Here is a 20,296-nt window from a genome sequence, read left to right as displayed (position 1 = left end):
CTCCTAGTGGGGTGGTCAGGATCGCGTACCCGGGTCCTGGGCGGCTATCCCTCCAGGAACGCCACGAGCGCGTTCGCGAGCAGGTACGGGTCCTTCGCGCCGCACAGTTCGCGGGCGCTGTGCATGGACAGGATCGCGACGCCGATGTCGACGGTCGTGATGCCGTGGCGCGCGGCGGTGATGGGGCCGATCGTCGTGCCGCACGGCATCTCGTTGTTCGACACGAACGTCTGCCACGGCACGCCGGCCTTCTCGCAGGCCGCGGCGAACACCGCGCGGCCGCTGCCATCGGTGGCGTAGCGCTGGTTGACGTTGACCTTGAGGATCGGGCCGCCGTTGGCGCGCGGGTGGTGCGTCGGGTCGTGGCGCTCCGCGTAGTTGGGGTGGACGGCGTGGCCGGTGTCGGAGGAGAGGCAGACCGTGCCGGCGAAGGCGCGGGCCTTGTCCTCGTACGCTCCGCCGCGAGCGAAGACCGAACGCTCCAGGACCGAGCCGAGCAGCGGGCCCTGCGCGCCGGTGTCGGACTCGGAGCCGTTCTCCTCGTGGTCGAAGGCGGCGAGGACCGGGATGTACGCGAGGTCGGTGCGCGCGGACACGGCGGCGAGCGCGGCCACGCCCGCGTGGACCGAGATCAGGTTGTCCATGCGGGGGCCGGCGACGAGTTCGCGGTCGCGGCCGAGGTAGGAGGGGGCCTCGACGGAGTGGACCATCAGGTCCCAGCCGGCCACGTCCTCGGCGTCGACCCCGGCCTCCTCGGCCACGAAGGAGATCAGGTCGCCCTCGTGGACCTCGCCGAGGCCCCAGATGGGCTGCATGTGGCGCTGCCGGTCGAGCTTGAGGCCGTCGTTGGCCTGGCGGTCGAGGTGGATGGCGAGCTGCGGGACGCGCAGCACGGCGCGGTCCACGTTCACCAGGTGGTGGCTGCCGTCGCGCAGGGTGAGGCGGCCGGCGAGGCCGAGGTCGCGGTCGAGCCAGGTGTTGAGCAGCGTCCCGCCGTACGTCTCGACGGCCACCTGCCGCCAGCCCTGGGCGCCCATGTCGGGCTGCGGCTTGACCCGCAGGTTGGGGGAGTCGGTGTGGGCGCCGACGATCCGGTACGGGGTGTGGGCGTCGGCGCCCTCGGGCACGTACCAGGCGATGAGCGCGCCGCCGCGGATGACGTACTTCCCGCCGGCGGAGGCGTCCCAGGCCGCGGTCTCCTCGACCTGCCGGAAGCCTGCCTTCTCCAGTCGCTCGGCGGCGTTCGCCACGGCGTGGTACGGCGAAGGGGACGCCGCCAGGAAGGTCATGAGGTCGTCGGTGTGGCCGCGGTCGAAGCGGGCGGTGCTCGTCATGGGGTTCACCTTACGCACGCGCCGGAATGCGAGAACGGTGCCCCGAAAGACGGAACGGCCCACTCCCCTCCCCGGGAGCGAGCCGTTCGTCAGTGGACGGGGGCGCGTACTAGAACGCGGCCTCGTCCAGGTCCATCAGCGAGCCGTCGACGACCTCGGCGAGGGCACGCTCGGCGCTGACGCCCGGCAGGACGTTGGCGGCGAAGAACTTCGCGGCCGCGATCTTGCCGGTGTAGAACGCCTGGTCCTTGGCGGAGGCGCCGGCGGCCAGCTTCTCGGCGGCGACGGCCGCACCCTTGAGGAGCAGGTAGCCGACGACGACGTCACCGGAGGCCATCAGCAGGCGGGTGGTGTTGAGGCCGACCTTGTAGATGTTCTTGACGTCCTCGCCGGTGGCGGTGAGGTCGGTGAGCATCGCGCCGACGATGCCTTCCAGGTCCACGGCCGCCTTGGCGAGCGAGTCGCGGGCGCCGGCCAGCTCCTCGCCGCCGGTGCCGACCGCGAGGAACTTCTTGATCTCCTCGGCCAGCGCGTTCAGGGACGCGCCCTGGTCGCGGACGATCTTGCGGAAGAAGAAGTCCTGGCCCTGGATGGCCGTGGTGCCCTCGTAGAGGGTGTCGATCTTGGCGTCCCGGATGTACTGCTCGATCGGGTACTCCTGGAGGAAGCCGGAGCCGCCGAAGGTCTGGAGCGACTGCGCGAGCTGCTCGTAGCCCTTCTCGGAGCCGTAGCCCTTCACGATCGGCAGCAGCAGGTCGTTCAGGCCGATCTCGGCCTTCGCGTCCTCGCCGGCGGCCTCCTTGAGCTGGATCGCGTCCTGCACGGCGGCCGTGTAGAGCACGAGGGAGCGCATGCCCTCGGCGTACGCCTTCTGCGTCATCAGCGAGCGGCGGACGTCGGGGTGGTGCGTGATGGTGACCTTGGGCGCGGCCTTGTCCATGAAGTTCGCCAGGTCGGTGCCCTGGACGCGCTCCTTGGCGTACTCCAGGGCGTTGAGGTAGCCCGTGGAGAGGGTGGAGATCGCCTTCGTGCCGACCATCATGCGGGCGAACTCGATGATGAGGAACATCTGGCGGATGCCGTCGTGCTTGTCGCCGATCAGCCAGCCCTTGGCGGGGTGCTGGTCGCCGAAGGTCATCTCGCACGTGTTGGAGGCCTTGAGGCCCATCTTGTGCTCGACGTTCGTGGCGTAGACGCCGTTGCGCTCGCCCAGCTCGCCGGTCTCCCAGTCGAAGTGGTACTTCGGCACGAGGAAGAGGGAGAGGCCCTTGGTGCCCGGGCCGTGGCCCTCGGGGCGGGCGAGGACGTAGTGGAGGATGTTCTCCTCCATGTCGTGCTCACCGGAGGTGATGAAGCGCTTCACGCCCTCGATGTGCCAGGAGCCGTCCTCCTGCTTGACCGCCTTCGTGCGGCCGGCGCCGACGTCCGAACCGGCGTCCGGCTCGGTGAGGACCATGGTGGAGCCCCACTGGCGCTCGACGGCGATCTGCGCGACCTTCTTCTGCGCCTCGTTGCCCTCGTTGAAGAGGATGCCGGCGAAGGCCGGGCCGGAGGAGTACATCCACACGGCCGGGTTCGCGCCGAGGATCAGCTCCGCGTAGGCCCAGATCAGGGAGCGCGGGGAGGTGGTGCCGCCGATCTCCTCGGGCAGGCCGAGGCGCCAGTACTCGGAGTCCATGAAGGCCTTGTAGGACTTCTTGAAGCTAGCCGGGACCGGGGCGGTGTTCGTCTCGGGGTCGAAGACCGGCGGGTTGCGGTCGGCGTCGGCGAAGGACTCGGCCAGCTCGTTCTCGGAGAGGCGGGTCAGCTCCTCCAGAACGCTCTTGGCGGTCTCGACGTCCATCTCCTCGAACGGACCGGTGCCGTACACCTTGTCGCGCCCGAGCACCTCGAAGAGGTTGAACTCGATGTCGCGGAGATTCGACTTGTAGTGCCCCATGGCGACGGCTCCGTAAGGATCGGGGAGGCGGATGTCCTGGAATGCGCGCGTGCTCGCACTACCGGTGAGTAGCCCACGCTTCTCTACGATGATGCTACCCACCGGTAATAAGAGCAACCCCTCTCGGGCCATCTGTGACGCGAGCCGCAGAAAACGGGCCCCCGGGAGTGTGCGCTCCGTCTCGGCCGACCCGATCCGCTCTGCGCGCCGCGCCCGCTCGCTAGGCTGGGGGCCATGTACGGCTACGACCAGAATCAGGGCGCCCAGCAGCAGTACGCCCCGCCGCCGCAGCAGCCCATGCCGGGCGCTGCGCAGGGCGGGATGCCGGGTGGGATGCAGGGCGGGTACGGGCAGCAGCCTCCCCTGTACCCCGAGCCGTCACCGCCGTCGCTCGCCGACGCCGTACGGGCCTTCACGACCGGTTCCCTGGCCGCCGAGGACTTCCAGCAGATCTTCGCGACCTCGAAGGTCTACTGCCCGCGCGGGGACAACCCCGGCTTCCTCGCCCTGCACAACACCCAGCAGCCGGTCATCCCGATGTTCTCCTCGCTGAAGGAGCTGCGCCGGTACGCCGGCAAGGAGTCGAAGTACTTCGTGATCACCGGCGCCGAGGTGATCGACCTGCTCCCGACCGGCTACGGCTTCGTCCTCGACATGGAGGGCGACCACCGGATGGTCTTCGACGCGAAGGCCGTGGAGCAGATGGTCGACTTCGCGATGCGGCGGATGTACGGCTGACGCACGCTGGAGAAGTGGGAGAACGCCCGGGAGGAATTCCTCCCGGGCGTTCCGCGTTCCGGGTGGCAGGAAGTTCATCGTTCAACTAAACTGGTCGCACAAGGAGGTCCCGCCATGCCCGCTGTGACTGTCGAGAACCCGCTCACCCTGCCGCGCGTCGCCGCCCCGGCCGACGCCGTCTCCCGCCCCGTGCTCGCCGTGACCACGGCCCCGTCCGGTTTCGAGGGCGAGGGTTTCCCGGTGCGCCGCGCGTTCGCCGGGATCAACTACCAGTACCTCGACCCGTTCATCATGATGGACCAGATGGGGGAGGTGGAGTACGCCCCCGGTGAGCCCAAGGGCACCCCGTGGCACCCCCACCGCGGCTTCGAGACCGTCACGTACGTCATCGACGGAACCTTCGACCACCAGGACTCCAACGGCGGTGGCGGCACGATCACCAACGGCGACACACAGTGGATGACCGCCGGCTCCGGACTCCTCCACATCGAGGCCCCGCCGGAGTCCCTCGTCGTGAGCGGCGGCCTCTTCCACGGGCTCCAGCTGTGGGTGAACCTGCCCGCCTCCGACAAGATGATGGCCCCGCGCTACCAGGACATCCGCGGCGGCCAGGTGCAGCTGCTGACCTCCCCCGACGGCGGCGCGCTGCTCCGCGTCATCGCCGGAGACCTCGAAGGGCATGCGGGTCCGGGCATCACGCACACTCCGATCACGATGATCCACGCGACGATCCGGCCGGGCGCCGAGGTGACCCTGCCGTGGCGCGAGGACTTCAACGGACTCGTGTACGTCCTGGCCGGGCGCGGCTCCGCCGGTGCGGAGCGACGGCCGGTCCACATGGGCCAGACCGCCGTCTTCGGCAAGGGCGGCGCGCTGACGGTCCGGGCCGACGAGAAGCAGGACGGGCACACGCCCGACCTGGAGGTCGTCGTCCTCGGCGGACAGCCCATCCGCGAACCGATGGCCCACTACGGCCCGTTCGTGATGAACACCCAGGCCGAGCTTCGCCAGGCGTTCGAGGACTTCCAGGCGGGCCGCCTCGGCACGATCCCGGCGGTGCATGGGATGGGCGAGTAGCGGAGGACGGTCCGGATTCGGGTACGGGTCCGGGTCCGGCGGGTCCGGTAGGAGATCGGGTCCGGGGTTCGGTCTGGGTCCGGGGTCCGGTTCGGTCCGGGTTCGGTCTGGGTCCGGTTCGGTCCGGGTTCGGTACGAGGTCGGGTTCGGTACGAGATCGGGTCGGGTTCGGGTTCGGTACGGCGCTGGGCGAGGTGCCTGGCCCCGTACCCGTCCCCGTACGCGTACCCGTGCGAACTCTGACGGGGCGTCACTCGTCCGGGTCCGTAGCGCAGGACGACACGCCGGGCGTCGTGGTCCGGTGGACGGGTGCAGACGCCGAGTCCCCGTCCCCTCCTCCCCGAGGTCGCCCGCCGGGTCGCCGCCTGGTGCGTCGTCATGCTGCTCGTCGCGGGGGTCGCCGCCGTCGCCATCTGGCTGTGCGTGGTGTTCCAGACGGCCGTCTCGCCCGTCCTGCTCGCGATCCTCGGCACCGCGCTCCTCGGGCCGCTCTACCGGCGCCTGCTGCGGATGAAGATGCGGAAGTCGCTCGCCGCCGGGCTCACGGTCCTCGCCGTCCTCGCCTTCGTCGGCGGCGCCACCTACATCGTCGTCGTCGCCCTCATCGAGACCGGCGACCAGATCATCGCCTCGCTGCGGCAGGCCGCCGTCGACATCGCCGACCATCTGGGCGCGGCGGGGACCTCGATCGACGACCTCGCCAAGAACGCGAAGGCGCTGCTGGAGAAGTTCGGCGGGACCGCCGCCTCCGGGGTGATCTCGGGGCTGAGCGTCGTCGGCCAGGTGGCAGCCATGGCCGTCCTCGCCCTGCTGCTGATCTTCTTCTTCCTCAGGGACTCCGACAAGGCCGCCGGGGCCCTGCGCTCGCTCGCCCCCCGCTCGACCGGCGACACGATCGAGGCCATGGGGCGCCGCGCCTTCGAGGCCGTCGAGGGGTTCATGCGCGGCACGACCATCGTGGCCCTCGTCGACGCCGTCCTCATCACGGCCGGGCTGCTGATCCTTCAGGTGCCCGGCGCCGTCGGGCTCGGCGCGCTCGTCTTCGTCACGGCCTACATCCCGTACCTCGGCGCGTTCCTGTCGGGGGCCGTCGCCGTCCTCGTCGCCCTCGCCGACCGCGGCTTCGTCATCGCGCTGTGGGTCCTCGGGGTCGTGCTGGCCGTCCAGGTCATCGAGGGCAACGTCCTCCAGCCCGCGATCCAGAGCCGGACCGTACAGATGCACCCGGCCGTCGTCATGCTCGCCATCACGGCCGGGGCGTCCGTCGCCGGAATCCTGGGCATGTTGCTGGCCGTGCCGGTGACGGCCGCCGCCTTCGGGGTGATCGGCGAGCTGCGCAGCCGGTACGGGACCCCCGACGCGGGCGCTCGGGGCGACGGCGCCCCGGCCGGGGAGTGACGCCGGCGGTCAGGTCGCGGCAGGGATGCCGCCCGGCTCGAAGGACGCCAGCATCTGCTCGAGCGCCGCCTGGTCCGGGCCCACGAACGGGTCGCTGTCCGGGGCCATCGTGATCGTCTCGATCATCATGTCGGTCATCCGCACCGCGGGCGGCAGATGCGTCGACAGCACGATCTCAGGATTCATGTCGCGCAGCGGCTGCACGGTCGCGCGGTACTTCTCCCGGTCCACGATGTGCACCCACGGGCTGTCCACGGTCGCCCACAGCAGCTGCGCCTGCCGAAGCTCCTCGGGCTTGAGGTCGTTCGCATGCCCGCTCTCGGCGAGCTCCGCGGTCGGCATCGGGCCGCCGAAGCAGTCGGAGCTGAAGCAGATCCGGGTCTTCTCGTCGTAGAAGCCGACCGTGGCGGGGTTGTCGAAGAGCGGTGGCTTGAAGGCGCGCAACATGCGGTCGCCGACGTCGAGGGACTGGCCGGGGTTGAGGAAGTAGACGCGGTCCATCGGCAGCGGGCGCTCGGTGGTCATGATCCCGGCGCCGATGAAGGTGGTCACGACCTTCGCCTTCGGCGCGGCCACGAGCAGGTCGAAGATGCCGCCGGTGTGATCGCGGTCGGGGTGGGTGAGCCAGATCCAGCGGACGTCGGCGGGGTCCATGACGGAGCCGAGGGCGCCGACGAAGTTCCGGTCGGCGAGGGAGAGACCGGTGTCGACGACGACCGGTTCCTTGGCCGTGAGGACGTACGCGCTGGCGGGGATGTGGCCGATCCCCGGGACTTCGAGACTGTCGGCCAGGACGGTGGTGTCGCTGCCGACCTTGTGGGTGTCCATGACAAACTCCGTGGTCCCCCCGGCGACGGCGGTACGTCACCAGTCTCCCGCGCAGCCCCGCCCCGCGCGCGCGGGGCGGGGCTGCGGCGCCCGCCCCCACGCGCGCGTGCACCCCGCCTGCCATCGCCCCCGCGCTACCCCTTCTGCGGCTCGGTCAGTTCGAACCAGATCGACTTGCCCTCGCCCCGCGGGTCCACGCCCCACGCCTCCGCCAGCATCTCCATCAGGACCAGGCCGCGCCCCGACGACGCCATCTCGCCCGGATGGCGCTTGTGCGGGAGTTCGTCGCTCGCGTCCGAGACCTCCACCCGCATCCGGCGGCCGACCCCGTCGCAGGTCACCGCCGCCACGATCAGGGCGTCGCCGTCCGTGTGGATGAGGACGTTGGTGACCATCTCCGAGACCATCAGGACCGCCGAGTCGACCTGGTCCTCGTCCGACCAGTCGTGCAGCAGCTGGCGTACGTGCTGGCGGGCCGCCGCGATCCGTTCCGGTTCCGCCTGGGCGACCGTCATCATCGTGCGGCGCGGCGCCTCGCGGACGGCCGGGCCCTGGCGGGACAAAAGCAGGACCGCGATGTCGTCCTCGCGCCGGTCGGCGAGCGGCCCGGTGGTGTGGTGGGAGCCGGGGCCGTGGACCGCCTCGACGAGGCTGTCGGCCAGGTCCTCCAGGGAGTCGCCCTCGTGCCCTTCGAGCAGCGCGCGGATACGTTCCCAGCCGCTGTCCAGGTCATGGCCGCCGGTCTCCAGGAGCCCGTCGGTGCACATCATCAGGGTCTCGCCCGGTTCCAAGGTGAACCGGGTGGTGGGGTAGTCGGTGTCCGGGTCGATGCCGAGCGGAAGCCCGCCGGCCGTGGGCCGCAGGAGAACCGTTCCGTCGGTCATCCGCACCGCCGGGTCGGGGTGCCCGGCCCGCGCGATGTCCACGACGCCGGTGACGGGGTCGATCTCCATGTAGAGACAGGTCGCGAAGCGGGGCCCGCCGTTGTGCGCGCCCCGGTCACTGCCCTCCCCGCCGAGCTCGATCCCCCCGAGCTCGATCCCCCCGATCCCGACGCCCCCGTTCCCGAAGCCCACGGCGCCGTCCACACCTCGGCCCGCGACGCCCCCGTCCCCGTCGCCGTCCGTGATCCCGTACAGGAAGCGCGAGGCGCGGGAGAGGACGGCGTCCGGCCGGTGGCCCTCGGAGGCGTACGCCCGCAGCGCGATCCGGAGCTGGCCCATCAGTCCGGCGGCGCGGACGTCGTGGCCCTGGACGTCACCGATGACGAGCGCGATACGGCCGCCGGGAAGCTGGATCAAGTCGTACCAGTCGCCGCCGACCTGGAGCCCGCCGCCGGTGGGGACGTACCGCGCGGCGACGTGCAGCCCCGGGATGCCGGGGCCGAGCACCGGCATCATCGTGCGCTGCAGTCCGAGCGAAAGCTCCCGCTCGGACTCCGCGACCCCGGCCCGGGCGAGGGCCTGGGCCAGCATTCGCGCGACCGTGGTGAGCACGGACCGCTCGTCGGGGGTGAAGGCGACCTGGTGCTTGAAGGCGGCCATCCACGCGCCCATGGTGCGCCCGGCCACGATGAGCGGCAGGTACGCCCACGACTGCCGGCCGAAGCGCTGCGCGAGCGGCCAGGTCACCGGGAAGCGCCGCAGGTACTCGTCCGGCGACGGCAGATAGATCGCCCGCCCGGTCCGTACGACCTCGGCCGCCGGATAGTCGGTGTCCACCGACATCGAGGTGAAGGGGCCCTCGTCGCCCGCGTTGTGCCCGTGATGGCCGATGATCGTGAGCCGTTCGCCGGCGACCCCGAAGACGGCGAGTCCGTCGGGCGAGAAGCCCGGCATGGAGAGCGAGGCGGCGACCCGCAGCACCTCGGCGGTCGACCTGGCCTCGGCCAGCGCCCGCCCCGCGTCGAGCAGGAACGCCTCGCGCGAGCGGCGCCAGTCACCGGTGATGGGCGTACGGGCGGCGGTGCCGGGCTGGGGTTCGGCGACTTCCTGGAGGGTGCCGACGAGCTGGTAGTCGCCGGCCTCGACGAGCGGCTTGGACCTGCTCCGTACGGTACGGATCACCCGTCCGTGACCGTCCATGATCCGCAGCCGGGCCTCGGCGAGCGTCCCCTCCGCCACGGCGAGGTTCACGACCCCGTCGATCTCGTTCCAGTCGACGGGATGAAAGCGGGAGCGTACGGCCGCTTCCGTGAGCTGGGCCGGTTCGGCGGGCAGCCCGAGGAGCCGGGCCGCCTCGGCGTCGAGCGTGACCATCCCGGACGCGTTGTCCCAGCGCCATATGCCGGTCGCGATCGCGGCCAGGACGTCCTCGGTGCGCATTGCCCCACTTTATGAATATCGGACTGCTGGTCGCCACTGAGAGTATTCGAAGGTCGATCTCGGGTCGCCCGGTACCCTTGACGGGCCTGGATATGTCCAGGCATTCCATCGATCCCAGAAGACTGGATGAACGACGATGCATCGGTACAGGTCCCACACCTGCGGCGAGCTCCGCGCCTCTGACGTCGGCACCGACGTCCGGCTGAGCGGCTGGCTGCACAATCGGCGCGACCTGGGCGGCATCCTCTTCATCGATCTGCGCGACCACTACGGCATCACGCAGCTCGTCGCCCGGCCCGGCACCGCCGCGGCCGAGGTCCTCGACAAGCTGACGAAGGAGACCGTGGTCCGCGTCGACGGCAAGGTCGTCTCGCGTGGCGCGGAGAACGTCAACGCGGAGCTCGCCACCGGCGAGATCGAGATCGAGGCCGCCGAGGTCGAGGTCCTGGGCGCGGCGAAGCAGATCCCGTTCACCATCAACGCCGACGACGGCGTGAACGAGGAGCGGCGCCTGGAGTACCGCTTCCTCGACCTGCGTCGCGAGCGCATGCACCGCAACATCATGCTGCGCTCCGCCGTCATCGCCTCCATCCGCTCCAAGATGGTGGCCCTCGGCTTCAACGAGATGGCGACCCCGATCCTCGCCGCGACCTCCCCCGAGGGCGCCCGCGACTTCGTCGTCCCGTCCCGTCTCAACCCGGGCAAGTTCTACGCGCTGCCGCAGGCGCCGCAGCAGTTCAAGCAGCTGCTGATGATCTCCGGCTTCGACCGCTACTTCCAGATCGCGCCGTGCTTCCGCGACGAGGACGCCCGCGCCGACCGTTCGCCGGGCGAGTTCTACCAGCTCGACGTCGAGATGAGCTTCGTCGAGCAGGAGGACGTCTTCCAGCCGATCGAGAAGCTCATGACCGAGCTCTTCGAGGAGTTCGGCGGCGGACGTCACGTCACCTCCCCGTTCCCGCGGATCCCGTTCCGCGAGTCGATGCTCAAGTACGGCAACGACAAGCCCGACCTGCGTACGGCCCTCGAACTCGTCGACATCTCCGACGTCTTCGAGAACTCCGAGTTCAAGGCCTTCGCCGGCAAGCACGTGCGTGCGCTCGCGGTGCCGAACACGGGTGACCAGCCGCGCAAGTTCTTCGACCAGCTCGGCGACTTCGCCGTCTCCCTCGGCGCCAAGGGCCTGGCCTGGGTCCGTGTCGGCGAGGGCAACGCCCTGACCGGCCCGATCGCCAAGTTCCTCACCGAGGAGAACGTCAAGGTCCTGACCGAGCGCCTCGGTCTGGAGCCCGGCCACGCGATCTTCTTCGGCGCGGGCGAGTTCGACGAGGTCTCCAAGATCATGGGCCCGGTCCGGGTCGAGGCCGCCAAGCGCGCCGGCCAGTTCGAGGAGAACGTCTTCCGCTTCGCCTGGATCGTCGACTTCCCGATGTACGAGCGGGACGAGGAGACCGGCAAGATCGACTTCTCGCACAACCCGTTCTCCATGCCGCAGGGCGGCCTGGAGGCCCTGGAGACCCAGGACCCGCTGGACGTCCTCGGCTGGCAGTACGACATCGTCTGCAACGGCATCGAGCTGTCCTCGGGCGCGATCCGGAACCACGAGCCCGAGATCATGTTCAAGGCCTTCGAGATCGCGGGCTACTCGCGCGAGACGGTCGAGCACGAGTTCGCGGGCATGCTCCGCGCCTTCGAGTACGGCGCCCCGCCGCACGGCGGCATCGCCCCGGGCGTGGACCGCATCGTGATGCTCCTGGCCGACGAGCCGAACATCCGCGAGACGATCGCCTTCCCGCTGAACGGCAACGCCCAGGACCTCCTGATGGGGGCCCCGACGGAACTGGACGAGGCCCGCCTGCGCGAGCTGAACATCCAGCTCCGCAAGCCGGTGGAGTCGAAGGTCGTGGAGAAGCCCACCGACGCCCGCCCGATCACGGACGCGGTCCACCCGGACGCGGCGCGGTAGTCACCGGCGTTCTGCAGACGAAGGGCCCGGAATCCACGCGGATTCCGGGCCCTTCGGCGTACGCACAGGAACTCACAGCTGCCGCCCATGCCCCTGACAGCGGGGCTTCCTAGGGTCCTCGGCCATGAGCGAGAACGCGAAGCACAAGAGGACCATGACGCGGCGCCGGATGCTCGTCGCGGGCGGCGGCGTGGTGGTCGCGGCCGGGATCGGCGCCGGGGCGGTCGCGACGGCGTCGGCCGGCTCGTCGGGCAAGGGCTCGTCCGGGAAGGGCACGGCGGGTGAGGCGTGTTACCGGCTGACCTCGGAGACCACCGAAGGCCCGTACTACATCGACGCGGACAAGATCCGCAAGGACATCACCGAGGACCGCGAGGGCATCCCGCTGACCGTGCGCCTGAAGGTGATCGACGCGGACACCTGCAAGCCGCTGCGGAACGCGGCCGTCGACATCTGGCACTGCGACGCGCTGGGGATCTACTCGGGGTACGAGAGCCTGAGCACGGGCGGTGGCGGCGGGGGCGGGACGCCTCCGACGGGTACGCCTCCCACGGACGCGCCGACGGGTACCCCCACGGGTACGCCTCCCAGCGGTGAGCCCGGCGGTGGTGGAGGTGGCGGCGGTGGCGGCCATGAGGAGCCCACGGACGACAAGCGCTACCTGCGCGGCACCCAACTCACCGACAAGCAGGGGTACGTGGAGTTCCGGACGGTCTTCCCCGGCTGGTACCGGGGCCGCTGCGTCCACATCCACACCAAGGTGCACGTCGGCGGGAAGATGACGTCGTCCGGCTACGAGGGCGGCCACACCTGCCACACGGGCCAGCTGTTCTTCGCCGAGTCCGCCGTCCTGGACTCGGCGAGGGTCGCCCCGTACTCCACGAGCACCACGGAACGCACGACCCTCGACGACGACACCATCTACCCGGGCAACGGCACGGAGGGCGGCCTGCTCGCCCTCAGGTACCCGAAGGGCAGGATCGCGAAGGGCGTCGTCGCCACCCTCACGATGGGCGTCGACCCGGACGAGACCCACACGGGCACGTCCTCCTGACCCCGTAGCCCGTCCACGAACAGGGCAGCGGCGAGCATCCGGCCGCTGCCCCGAGGGCGAGACCCGGCCACGTCTCACAACCATGCCCGCCCACGCCGGGCCCCTACCTGGGCGCCCGCTCACGCTGGGCTGTGAGCACGCTGTATCACCCACGGGGGTGACGGCCGAGGAAACGGCGGACGCCGAGCCTGGCATATGCCAGCCTCCCGGGCATGACGACTGCGACGGACCCGGACGTGAGCCGGGGCAAACACGTACCGTGGAAGGCGCCACCGATCCAGGAGGAGTCTGCCGTGAGCGTCCTGAGCCAGGAGGGGTTCGAAGAGCTCGCCCGTCTCGGCGAACGCGTGGACGAATCTCTGCGCCTTGAGTTCATCGACGGGAGGATCGAGGAGAAGGCTGTGCCGGACGGTGATCATGGGCGGATCATCGCCTGGCTGACTCGCCTGTGCATCCAGGCCGACGCCGGCTGGTGGCTCTACCCGGACCAGGGCCTCCGGATCGAGAAGTACCGCAAGGGCAACGCGCGCCCGGACGGTTGCCTCGTGCCGCTCGACGCCTTCGTCGGTCAGGGGGAATGGGCGAGCGCGGACGGGGTGCTGATGACGGTCGAGGTCACTTCGGGTGACTCCGACACCGGCCGGCGCGACCGCATCGAGAAGCCGCAGGCGTACGCAGAGACGGGCATCCCGGTCTACCTGCTGATCGACCGGACCGCGGGCGAGGTCAAGGTCCACTCCCAACCGGACGGCGAGCGCTACGAGATGGTGGTGACGGTCCCGTTCGGGAAGACGATCACGCTGCCGGAGCCGGTGAGCCTGGAACTGGACACCGAACCCCTGAAGGACTGGACGCACTGACCGAGGTGCCAGGTGCGAGGCCCTGGGGCAGGCGCCCGCAGTCTCCGGCACGGACACCAGGATGGAACCCCTGCGCAGCCCCGAGCCTGACGACGCACACACCTCCGTGGTCCTCTTCCTGCTCGACCGAGCAGCTCTGAAGCCTGCTGTCGGTCGGCATCAGTGTCACGGCTCGTCAGCACGGAGGAACGGATGCGTTCGGGTCAGGAGGGACGCAGACGCCGTGAAATCGAGGTGTGACCGGTCGCCTTCGACGGAAACATGGACGCTTCCGTCATCGCGTCGGCCCAGGGTGACCGCCGCATCGCGAGCGCTGGAGTCCCAGCCTGTGATTCGGAGTTCTTTCACACGCATGAACTTCAGATAGAACTCGACGGCGTTGTACGGCCGGCCTGTCCAGGCGTGAGGTGGAGACGAGGGGAGCACGGACGTCTCGAACCCCAAGGTGACGGAGGCGTCTCTCTCGTCGATCTGGACGTAGAACAGCTCGCATTCGTTCAGCCTGGGTGGCGCCGCGTAGGCGGCCGTGATCTCCTCTGCCGAGTCGACCATCAAGGTCCAGTCAGAGTCGCCCATAGAAGGTCTTTTCATCGGTTTCCGGAATGATTTCGTGGCGCAGGCTGTCGATCCTCCGAGAGAAGAGGTGACGGCCTCCGTCCGTGCCGTCGGCCGCGACCTTGAAGCCGCTCACATGTCCCACCAGGACGGACTCGTTGCTGGTGAAGCCGAGGTCCACCCCGGGACCTGTCACCCGTACCCGAATTCTCCGTTCCTCGCCCAGGGGCTGGGCATCGAGGGACGCGGAGTGTACGGGGGGTTGCCATTTCGCCAGGGAGAGGTCCGCCACCGCCAGGAATTGCAGGTGGCACTGGACGGTGTCGATGTCCGCGTCCTCCCACTCGGGAGGAAGCGCCGCCGGGAAGGTCGAAAGGTCCACCCGGAGGGTGACCGTGGGCCCCCGCCAGTCCACATTGATGGAGCGCAGACGGAATTCGTCGAGGGGCGGGACCTTTCCGTAGAGGGCTACGAGGCTCTCGGTATTCACCAGGGTCAGGCTATCGGTCATAGTAGTAGTGCGGCTCCGTGCCGGGTATCTGGCCATTGCGGGTGTCCTCAAACGGTCTCACATGAACGTGCGCCGGTTGGTACCCGGGTTCTCCGAACTTCTGATGGCCAAACCAGTGGTCCTGGAAGACGATGAGGTCCTGCCCATTGGGATGTTCGTATACCTCCTCCCGGTAGTAGATCGGCTCGTGGTTCTCGTTCAGCAGCTGCTTTGAACCCTGCCACTCCGGTGTCGTTGCGGGTGCGTAGTCGTTCACATCGATTGGTGTGGCGCCTTCAGGAATTCCTGCCTCCCTCAATGCCTTTGCCTTGGTCTGGGTCAGGTCGCGGCCGACCTTCGGCGGCGTGTCAGGGCACCCATCCGGAGCCAGTCCCAGCGGGTCGCTCCACGTGTGTGGGTTGTGGACGTACGTCGCCGGGTTCGGGGCCGGGGCCAGGCCCAGTGGGTCCTGGGTGAGGTAGCGGGCGGATTCCGGGTCGTAGTAGCGGAAGTAGTTGTAGTGGAGGCCCGACTCCGGGTCGAAGTACTGGCCCGGGAAGCGGAGCGGGGTGTAGGCCGTGGCCGACTTGTTCCATGTCGTCGTGCCCCAGAGAGTGGCCCGGGTGCGCCAGGCCACGTCGCCTGATTCGTCGACGAGTTCCGTCGGGGTGCCGATCAGGTCCGTGACGATGGCGAAGAAGCGCTCGTCGTCCGTGTCCGTGCGGCGTTCCGTCTGGGGCAGGGGGCGCAGGCCCGCGTGGTCCCAGGTGAGGGTGATGTCCTCGGCCGCCTGCTCGCACAGGGTGGCGCCGTCCCAGGTGAAGTGGACGGTCTCCGAAGGGGATCGCTTGGATATTCGGCGGCCCAGGGGGTCGTAGGCGTACCGCCACACTGTGCCGTCCGGTGTCGTCACCGACGTCAGGCGGTCCTCCGCGTCCCATGCGTAGCGCCAGGTGTCCGGCTTCCGCGACAGGCGGGTCTTCCGGCGCAGGACGATCCGGCCCTGGGCATCGTGTTCGTAGCGGACCGACCCCGCGTGGGTGATGCGGGTTCCCTGGTAGGCGCGCGTGCCCGTCGAGGAGTGGGCCGGGTGAGTGGGCGGCCAGGATGCCTTCGTCTGGTTGCCGGCCTCGTCGTACGCGTACCGCTCCGTCCAGTCGTTCGCATGGACGGCCGTGACGCGGCCCGCCGCGTCCAGGTCGAAGCGGCGGGGGCCGGAGAGGTCGTCCGTCATGCCGACGAGACCCCCGTCCGCGCGGTACGTGTACGCGCGGCGCTGCAGGCGGTGGCCCGATCCGCCGGTGACCTCCTGATCGGTGAGGCGGCCCATCGTGTCGAACGACGAGGTCAGGGCGGCGAAGTCGCCGATATGACGGGAGGTTTCACGGCCCAGGGCGTCATGGGCGAAGGCCAGTGCGCGGCCCGAGGAGGTCAGTTCCGTCCTGCGGCCCGCCGCGTCGTACGACCACGTGCTCACCGAACCGCTCGGGGTCGTCCGCTCCACCCGGCGGCCCACCTCGTCGTAAGCGAACGACATCGTCCGACCGTTCACCGTCTCCGATACCAGCCGGCCGTGGCGGTCGCGGAGACGGGTCAGTGTCGCTTCGGGAGCGGTCGCCGCCGCCAGTTCGTCGAAGATGTCGTACTCGTACGTCGTCACCAGGCCCGCCGCGTCCTTGCGGACGATCTGGCCGAGCTCGTTGTGCTCGAACCGGACGGTCTGCCCCAAGGCGTTCGTACGGGATGCCAGCCGACCCGCTCCGTCATAGCCGTACGTCAGCGTCCGGTCGTCGAAGTCCGTCTCCGCGGTCACTCGGCCTGCGGGGTCGTAGCGGTAGTCCCAGGTCAGTCCTTGAGGGTTCGTGACCTGGGTCAGCCGGAGAGCGGCGTCGTGGGCGAACGCGTAGCGGACCCCGTCCGGGCCCGTACGGGACCTCATCACGTCGAAGTCGCCGTACTCGAAGCTCGTCGTGGCACCCATCGCGTCCGTGTGGGTGAGGCAGTTGCCCTCGCCGTCGTACGTCCAGGACTCCGTCGTGCCGTCCGGGGCCGTACGACGCACCGGACGGCCCTCCACCGTCCACTCCAGATGCGTGACCGCGCCCAGCGGGTCCGTGATCCGGACCGTGCGACCGAAGGCGTCCCGTTCGTAGCGGGTGGTGGCGCCCAGGGGGTCGGTGACCTCCAGAGGCATGCCGGTGGGGTCGGTGCGTATGCGTGTGGTGGCGCCCAGCGGGTCCGTCACCGCGGTGAGCCCGCCCGCCGCGTCGTACGAGAACGCCGTCCGTGCTCCCGACGCCTCCGTCACCGACGTGCGGTTGCCGCGCTCGTCGAACGTCTGGCGGACCGTCGTGCCGTCCGGTCGCGTCACGCGGACAGGGAGGCCGAGCACGTCGTACTCGGTGGTCGTGACGCGGCCGTCCGGGCGCACCACCGCGACGAGACGGCCGTCTTCGTCGTACGAGAAGCGCCCGATGGAGCCCAGCGGGTCCGTGCGGGACAGCGGGCGCCCTCGGCCGTCCCTTTCGTAGCGGGTGACCGCCCCTGTCGGATCGGTCTCGGCGACTATCTGCCTGCGATCGTCCACCTCGTAGCGGGTGGTGCGCCCGAGGGCGTCCGTGATCGTCGTCAGGTCGTCGGCCCAGGTGTACCGGAAGGCCATGACTCCGTTCTGTCCGGCCTGGGAGACGCAGCGGTGCTGCTCGTCGTAGACGTAGTCGTAGCGGGAGTCGTTGGTGTCGGTCCAGGAAGTCATCCGGCCGTGCTCGTCGTAGCCGAAGCGCAGCGGGCGGGCGGAGGAGTGGGTCACGGAGGTCAGATGGCCGTCGGTGTAGCCGTATCGGAGGACCTCCTGCTCGCCGAGGTGCAGGGCGCACACACGGGAGCCGTCGGTCGTCAACTTCAGGTGGTAGCCACCGTGGTGGACGATCGAGGCCGGGGCGCCGGCCGCGTCGTACTCGAAGGTGATCCAGTTGCCGTTGCGGTCGTCGATCTGGGTGAGGAGGGCCAGGTGGGTGGAGTGCACGGCGAAGTGGAGGACGCGGCCGCTGTCCGGGTCCGTGACCGTGTACGTGTCGCCCTCGCGGTCCAGCGGCCAACGGCGGATGCCGTGCGTGGGCAGTACGGGCACGCCGGGAGCCGGGTGCGGGTATGCGAGGAGGCTGGTGTCGGCGCAGTGGAGGATGACCCCTTCGCTGTCGATCTCCAGGCGCTGGTCCAGCGTGCTCGCCCATGTCGGGCCGAACCAGCGGCCCGCACGGTAGGACGATTCGAAGGTGCGGGTGAGCACCAGTGGCAGGGTGCCCGGCAGGGTGACATCGGTCTGAGGCAGGATCACCCTCCCCGTCGCCATGTCGACGGGGTCGCCGCCTTCGCACTTCTCCCCGCCCGCTCGGCATGTGCCGTGCGGGTCCTCCGTGTGCCCCGTCCGGCCCTTGCCCTTGGGGTTGTTCGGGAGATCGGACACCCGCGTGATCGCCTTCGCGCCGCCGAGGCCCTTCGTTCCGAATGCCTCCGGTGCCAGTCGGCCCAAGAACTCGCTCGGGTCGCTCTTCAGCGACTCCCACGCGCCCTGCAGCGCCCGGTCGGGGTGGGCCCCTGTCGAGACGAGGCCGGACAGCGTCATGTTGACGCTCTCGTAGTACTCAGCCGGGTGCGTGCGGTTGTACGCATCGCGCGGGTCGATGGAACGGACGAAGTTCGTCAGGCCGACGACGCCCTTCACGGCGCCTCCGGCGAAGTGCAACCGCTCGGCGCCCGTGCCTATGGCGTAGTCCATCGCGTCGATCTTGAGCCGGTCCCCGAGCGATGGCTCGACCGGTGCGTGCACCAGAGCGGACGCGATCGCCTTCTTCGCCGTCTCCGCCGCCTCGTTCCGCTGGCGGCGCGCGTCGGTGAGGATCTCCTGGGCACGGGCCCGCTGGGCGTCGCCCGGGTCCGTCCCCGGGGCCGGGCAGGGCAGGGGATCGTCACCGTCGAGCGATGCCTCGTACTCGACGACCTTCTTGTCGTACGCGGCCTGTGCCGTCGTCGAGGACGCGTTTCCCTGCTTGTAGAGGGCGATCGCCTCCCGCGCCTTGCCCTGCGCCCAGGTCACCGTCGTCCCGTACGCCTCCAGGACGGCCGCGGCGGATCCGAAGGCGTCCGCCGCATGGAGCCAGCTCGTCGGCAGCGCTTGGAACTTCTCCTGGAACGCCTTCTGAGCCTCGCCCTTCCAGCGCCCGGATCCCTCCACGCCCTTCAGGCCGCGGCCGACGCTGTCGAACGCCGACTGGAAATCACGCAGGTTCTTCACCGTCGCGGTGATCTCGCCCGCGTTGCCGTGCACGAGCTCGTCCGGTTCCTCGGACTGCCCGAGCTGTGCCTCGCCGACCTCCGCCCCGAGCGAGGACGCGGTCCTGTCTCCCCAGTCCTCGACCGTGTCCGCGGCGCCTTCCGCACCCACGTAGTCCAGGCCGTCGCCGATGATGTCGGTGGCGCCGTCGATGCCCTCGCCGACCCACCGCTTGCCGCTGTCGAACAGTTCCCCCCACTCCGGCATCGTCAGCGCTCCCCCCAGTTCGGCTGCCGGGCTTGGTCGACGGCCGCTTGTGACGGGTCGATGCCCTCACGAAGCCGCTCGTCCATCGCCGCGCGCTGCTCGGGGTCGATGACGCCGGCATTGCCCATCGAGTCGAGCAGCCCGTCCTCGACGTCGTACACGGTGTCCCGCCAGTTCTGCTTCACATTGAGGTGCGCCCGCGCCATCGACTCCTGGCTGTAGTCGGCGTTGTCGGTCGGGCTCTGGTTCTTGATCTCGTCCCAAGTCTTCTGCTTGACCTCGTCCTCGGACAGATGCGGATTGCCGTTGACCGCGTTCGTCGCGATCTTGATCGTGTCCTTGACGTAGCGCTCCTGCTCGCCGTACGCGCCCGCCGACACCCCCAAAGCGGCCGTGAACACGTTCGCCTTCTGCATCATGTCGCGCACACCCCAGCCCCAGCGATCACAGAACGTCTCGAATTGCTCCGCGAGCCCCAGGTGCCCCAACTGCACACCGGACAGCGCGAGCGTGGAGAACCCACGACCGGTGACGGCCTGCTGGCCGACCGTCAGGTCCTTCAGTTCTCCGTGCGCCTTGTCGATGCCCTGTGCGATCAGTTCGAGCGCGCCCTCCGGCGCCGCCAGGTCCGGATCGGTTCCGCTCATGCCCCACCCCCGAGATCCACCACCGCCCCGGCCGGGACGATGCCCTCGACCGGCGGGAACACTGTTCCGTCGTCGCTGCCCGCGTCCAGTGCCACCCCGGCGGGTATGCCCAGCGCGACCGCCAGCTTCGGCACCAGCACGTCCAGCAGGCGGGCGCCGAGGATCGTGCGGTACTCCCACTCACGCGCCGCATCGCCCTGTGCCCGCGCGAATCGTGCCAGGCACTCCTGGTTCGAGAAGGCGCAGATCCAGCGCACCCCGCCGTGCTCGGCCGTCCATGGACTTCCGTATGGATCGATCGGCACCAGGACTGCCGTACGCCGGAATTCGCCCAGCAACACCGCGAAGTCAAGCCCTCTGTCGGGTTGGTCCTTCGGGTCGGGAGTCGCCCCCTGTGCCGCCTGCGTCGGCGATTCGGCGGTCAGATCCGACAGTCTCATGTGCCCTCCCCCGTTCACGCACACGTGTGCGATCGTCACACATTGTCGTTCCCGACTGCAATCGCGTTGGCCGGAAACGGCCGTGGCCGCCGCCCCCGGAAGGGGC

At 69.7% G+C, this 20,296-nt stretch carries 15 protein-coding genes; 6 read left to right on the top strand and 9 right to left on the bottom strand.

What is annotated here, in order from left to right; all coding sequences use genetic code 11:
- Window positions 1-44: 44 nt before the first annotated feature.
- A complete protein-coding gene (locus ACFQ7Q_RS02505; RefSeq protein WP_383548761.1) occupies window positions 45-1,334 on the bottom strand; it encodes a M18 family aminopeptidase in 1,290 nt (429 codons plus the stop codon).
- 109 nt (window positions 1,335-1,443) lie between these two features.
- Window positions 1,444-3,273 carry an acyl-CoA dehydrogenase gene (locus ACFQ7Q_RS02500; protein WP_383548758.1) on the bottom strand — a complete coding sequence of 610 codons (1,830 nt, stop codon included), beginning with the start codon at window positions 3,271-3,273 and terminating at the stop codon, window positions 1,444-1,446.
- 234 nt (window positions 3,274-3,507) lie between these two features.
- Here ACFQ7Q_RS02500 and ACFQ7Q_RS02495 point away from each other — a divergent pair, with 234 nt between their 5' ends.
- From ACFQ7Q_RS02495 to ACFQ7Q_RS02485, 3 genes are all read left to right on the top strand, one after another.
- On the top strand, window positions 3,508-4,011 hold the full coding sequence (locus ACFQ7Q_RS02495) for an SseB family protein (protein WP_383548756.1): 504 nt from the start codon (window positions 3,508-3,510) through the stop codon (window positions 4,009-4,011).
- 114 nt (window positions 4,012-4,125) lie between these two features.
- Window positions 4,126-5,088, top strand: a complete 963-nt coding sequence (locus ACFQ7Q_RS02490; protein ID WP_383548753.1) for a pirin family protein — start codon at window positions 4,126-4,128, stop codon at window positions 5,086-5,088.
- A gap of 378 nt (window positions 5,089-5,466) precedes the next feature.
- Entirely contained in the window at window positions 5,467-6,486 is a 1,020-nt protein-coding gene (locus tag ACFQ7Q_RS02485; protein ID WP_383549104.1) for an AI-2E family transporter, read from the top strand.
- A gap of 9 nt (window positions 6,487-6,495) precedes the next feature.
- On the opposite strand, the gene ACFQ7Q_RS02480 is transcribed toward ACFQ7Q_RS02485, so the two are convergent.
- The gene (locus ACFQ7Q_RS02480; protein WP_383548751.1) at window positions 6,496-7,314 is read right to left on the bottom strand and encodes an MBL fold metallo-hydrolase; all 819 of its coding nucleotides are present in this window, start codon (window positions 7,312-7,314) and stop codon (window positions 6,496-6,498) included.
- A gap of 134 nt (window positions 7,315-7,448) precedes the next feature.
- Window positions 7,449-9,638: a SpoIIE family protein phosphatase gene (locus ACFQ7Q_RS02475; RefSeq protein WP_383548748.1), complete on the bottom strand. Its 2,190-nt coding sequence runs from the start codon at window positions 9,636-9,638 to the stop codon at window positions 7,449-7,451.
- Between the two features lie 136 nt (window positions 9,639-9,774).
- Between ACFQ7Q_RS02475 and aspS the strand changes: the two genes are divergently transcribed.
- From aspS to ACFQ7Q_RS02460, 3 genes are all read left to right on the top strand, one after another.
- The gene (aspS, locus tag ACFQ7Q_RS02470; protein ID WP_383548745.1) at window positions 9,775-11,604 is read left to right on the top strand and encodes an aspartate--tRNA ligase; all 1,830 of its coding nucleotides are present in this window, start codon (window positions 9,775-9,777) and stop codon (window positions 11,602-11,604) included.
- Between the two features lie 124 nt (window positions 11,605-11,728).
- Entirely contained in the window at window positions 11,729-12,658 is a 930-nt protein-coding gene (locus ACFQ7Q_RS02465; protein WP_383548743.1) for an intradiol ring-cleavage dioxygenase, read from the top strand.
- A 293-nt stretch (window positions 12,659-12,951) separates the two neighbouring features.
- Window positions 12,952-13,518, top strand: coding sequence for a Uma2 family endonuclease (locus tag ACFQ7Q_RS02460; RefSeq protein ID WP_383548740.1), 567 nt, complete (start codon window positions 12,952-12,954; stop codon window positions 13,516-13,518).
- A 165-nt stretch (window positions 13,519-13,683) separates the two neighbouring features.
- Here the strand turns inward: ACFQ7Q_RS02460 and ACFQ7Q_RS02455 are convergent, their stop codons facing one another.
- Genes ACFQ7Q_RS02455 through ACFQ7Q_RS02435 form a run of 5 tightly spaced genes read right to left on the bottom strand, consistent with a single transcriptional unit; the run spans window position 13,684 to window position 20,190 of the window.
- Window positions 13,684-14,094 carry an Imm50 family immunity protein gene (locus tag ACFQ7Q_RS02455; protein ID WP_383548738.1) on the bottom strand — a complete coding sequence of 137 codons (411 nt, stop codon included), beginning with the start codon at window positions 14,092-14,094 and terminating at the stop codon, window positions 13,684-13,686.
- Window positions 14,081-14,584: an Imm50 family immunity protein gene (locus tag ACFQ7Q_RS02450; RefSeq protein WP_383548735.1), complete on the bottom strand. Its 504-nt coding sequence runs from the start codon at window positions 14,582-14,584 to the stop codon at window positions 14,081-14,083. Before ACFQ7Q_RS02450 ends, ACFQ7Q_RS02455 begins: the two co-directional genes overlap by 14 nt.
- Window positions 14,574-19,103, bottom strand: a complete 4,530-nt coding sequence (locus ACFQ7Q_RS02445; RefSeq protein WP_383548733.1) for a putative T7SS-secreted protein — start codon at window positions 19,101-19,103, stop codon at window positions 14,574-14,576. Before ACFQ7Q_RS02445 ends, ACFQ7Q_RS02450 begins: the two co-directional genes overlap by 11 nt.
- 2 nt (window positions 19,104-19,105) lie before the next feature.
- Window positions 19,106-19,750 carry a hypothetical protein gene (locus tag ACFQ7Q_RS02440; RefSeq protein WP_383548730.1) on the bottom strand — a complete coding sequence of 215 codons (645 nt, stop codon included), beginning with the start codon at window positions 19,748-19,750 and terminating at the stop codon, window positions 19,106-19,108.
- A complete protein-coding gene (locus tag ACFQ7Q_RS02435) occupies window positions 19,747-20,190 on the bottom strand; it encodes an SseB family protein (RefSeq protein ID WP_383548728.1) in 444 nt (147 codons plus the stop codon). The genes ACFQ7Q_RS02440 and ACFQ7Q_RS02435 overlap by 4 nt, the downstream gene beginning before the upstream one ends.
- Window positions 20,191-20,296: the final 106 nt, after the last annotated feature.

This window comes from Streptomyces sp. NPDC056527, from assembly GCF_042794475.1.
Taxonomy (GTDB): domain Bacteria; phylum Actinomycetota; class Actinomycetes; order Streptomycetales; family Streptomycetaceae; genus Streptomyces.
This window is presented reverse-complemented; position numbering and strand designations above follow the sequence as displayed.

Bases quoted from the DNA above. Each gene is read 5' to 3' on its own strand.
- ACFQ7Q_RS02505 (WP_383548761.1), bottom strand. From the start codon at position 1,334: ATGACGAGCACCGCCCGCTTCGACCGCGGCCACACCGACGACCTCATG.
- ACFQ7Q_RS02500 (WP_383548758.1), bottom strand. From the start codon at position 3,273: ATGGGGCACTACAAGTCGAATCTCCGCGACATCGAGTTCAACCTCTTC.
- ACFQ7Q_RS02495 (WP_383548756.1), top strand. From the start codon at position 3,508: ATGTACGGCTACGACCAGAATCAGGGCGCCCAGCAGCAGTACGCCCCG.
- ACFQ7Q_RS02490 (WP_383548753.1), top strand. From the start codon at position 4,126: ATGCCCGCTGTGACTGTCGAGAACCCGCTCACCCTGCCGCGCGTCGCC.
- ACFQ7Q_RS02485 (WP_383549104.1), top strand. From the start codon at position 5,467: ATGCTGCTCGTCGCGGGGGTCGCCGCCGTCGCCATCTGGCTGTGCGTG.
- ACFQ7Q_RS02480 (WP_383548751.1), bottom strand. From the start codon at position 7,314: ATGGACACCCACAAGGTCGGCAGCGACACCACCGTCCTGGCCGACAGT.
- ACFQ7Q_RS02475 (WP_383548748.1), bottom strand. From the start codon at position 9,638: ATGCGCACCGAGGACGTCCTGGCCGCGATCGCGACCGGCATATGGCGC.
- aspS (WP_383548745.1), top strand. From the start codon at position 9,775: ATGCATCGGTACAGGTCCCACACCTGCGGCGAGCTCCGCGCCTCTGAC.
- ACFQ7Q_RS02465 (WP_383548743.1), top strand. From the start codon at position 11,729: ATGAGCGAGAACGCGAAGCACAAGAGGACCATGACGCGGCGCCGGATG.
- ACFQ7Q_RS02455 (WP_383548738.1), bottom strand. From the start codon at position 14,094: ATGGGCGACTCTGACTGGACCTTGATGGTCGACTCGGCAGAGGAGATC.
- ACFQ7Q_RS02450 (WP_383548735.1), bottom strand. From the start codon at position 14,584: ATGACCGATAGCCTGACCCTGGTGAATACCGAGAGCCTCGTAGCCCTC.
- ACFQ7Q_RS02445 (WP_383548733.1), bottom strand. From the start codon at position 19,103: ATGCCGGAGTGGGGGGAACTGTTCGACAGCGGCAAGCGGTGGGTCGGC.
- ACFQ7Q_RS02440 (WP_383548730.1), bottom strand. From the start codon at position 19,750: ATGAGCGGAACCGATCCGGACCTGGCGGCGCCGGAGGGCGCGCTCGAA.
- ACFQ7Q_RS02435 (WP_383548728.1), bottom strand. From the start codon at position 20,190: ATGAGACTGTCGGATCTGACCGCCGAATCGCCGACGCAGGCGGCACAG.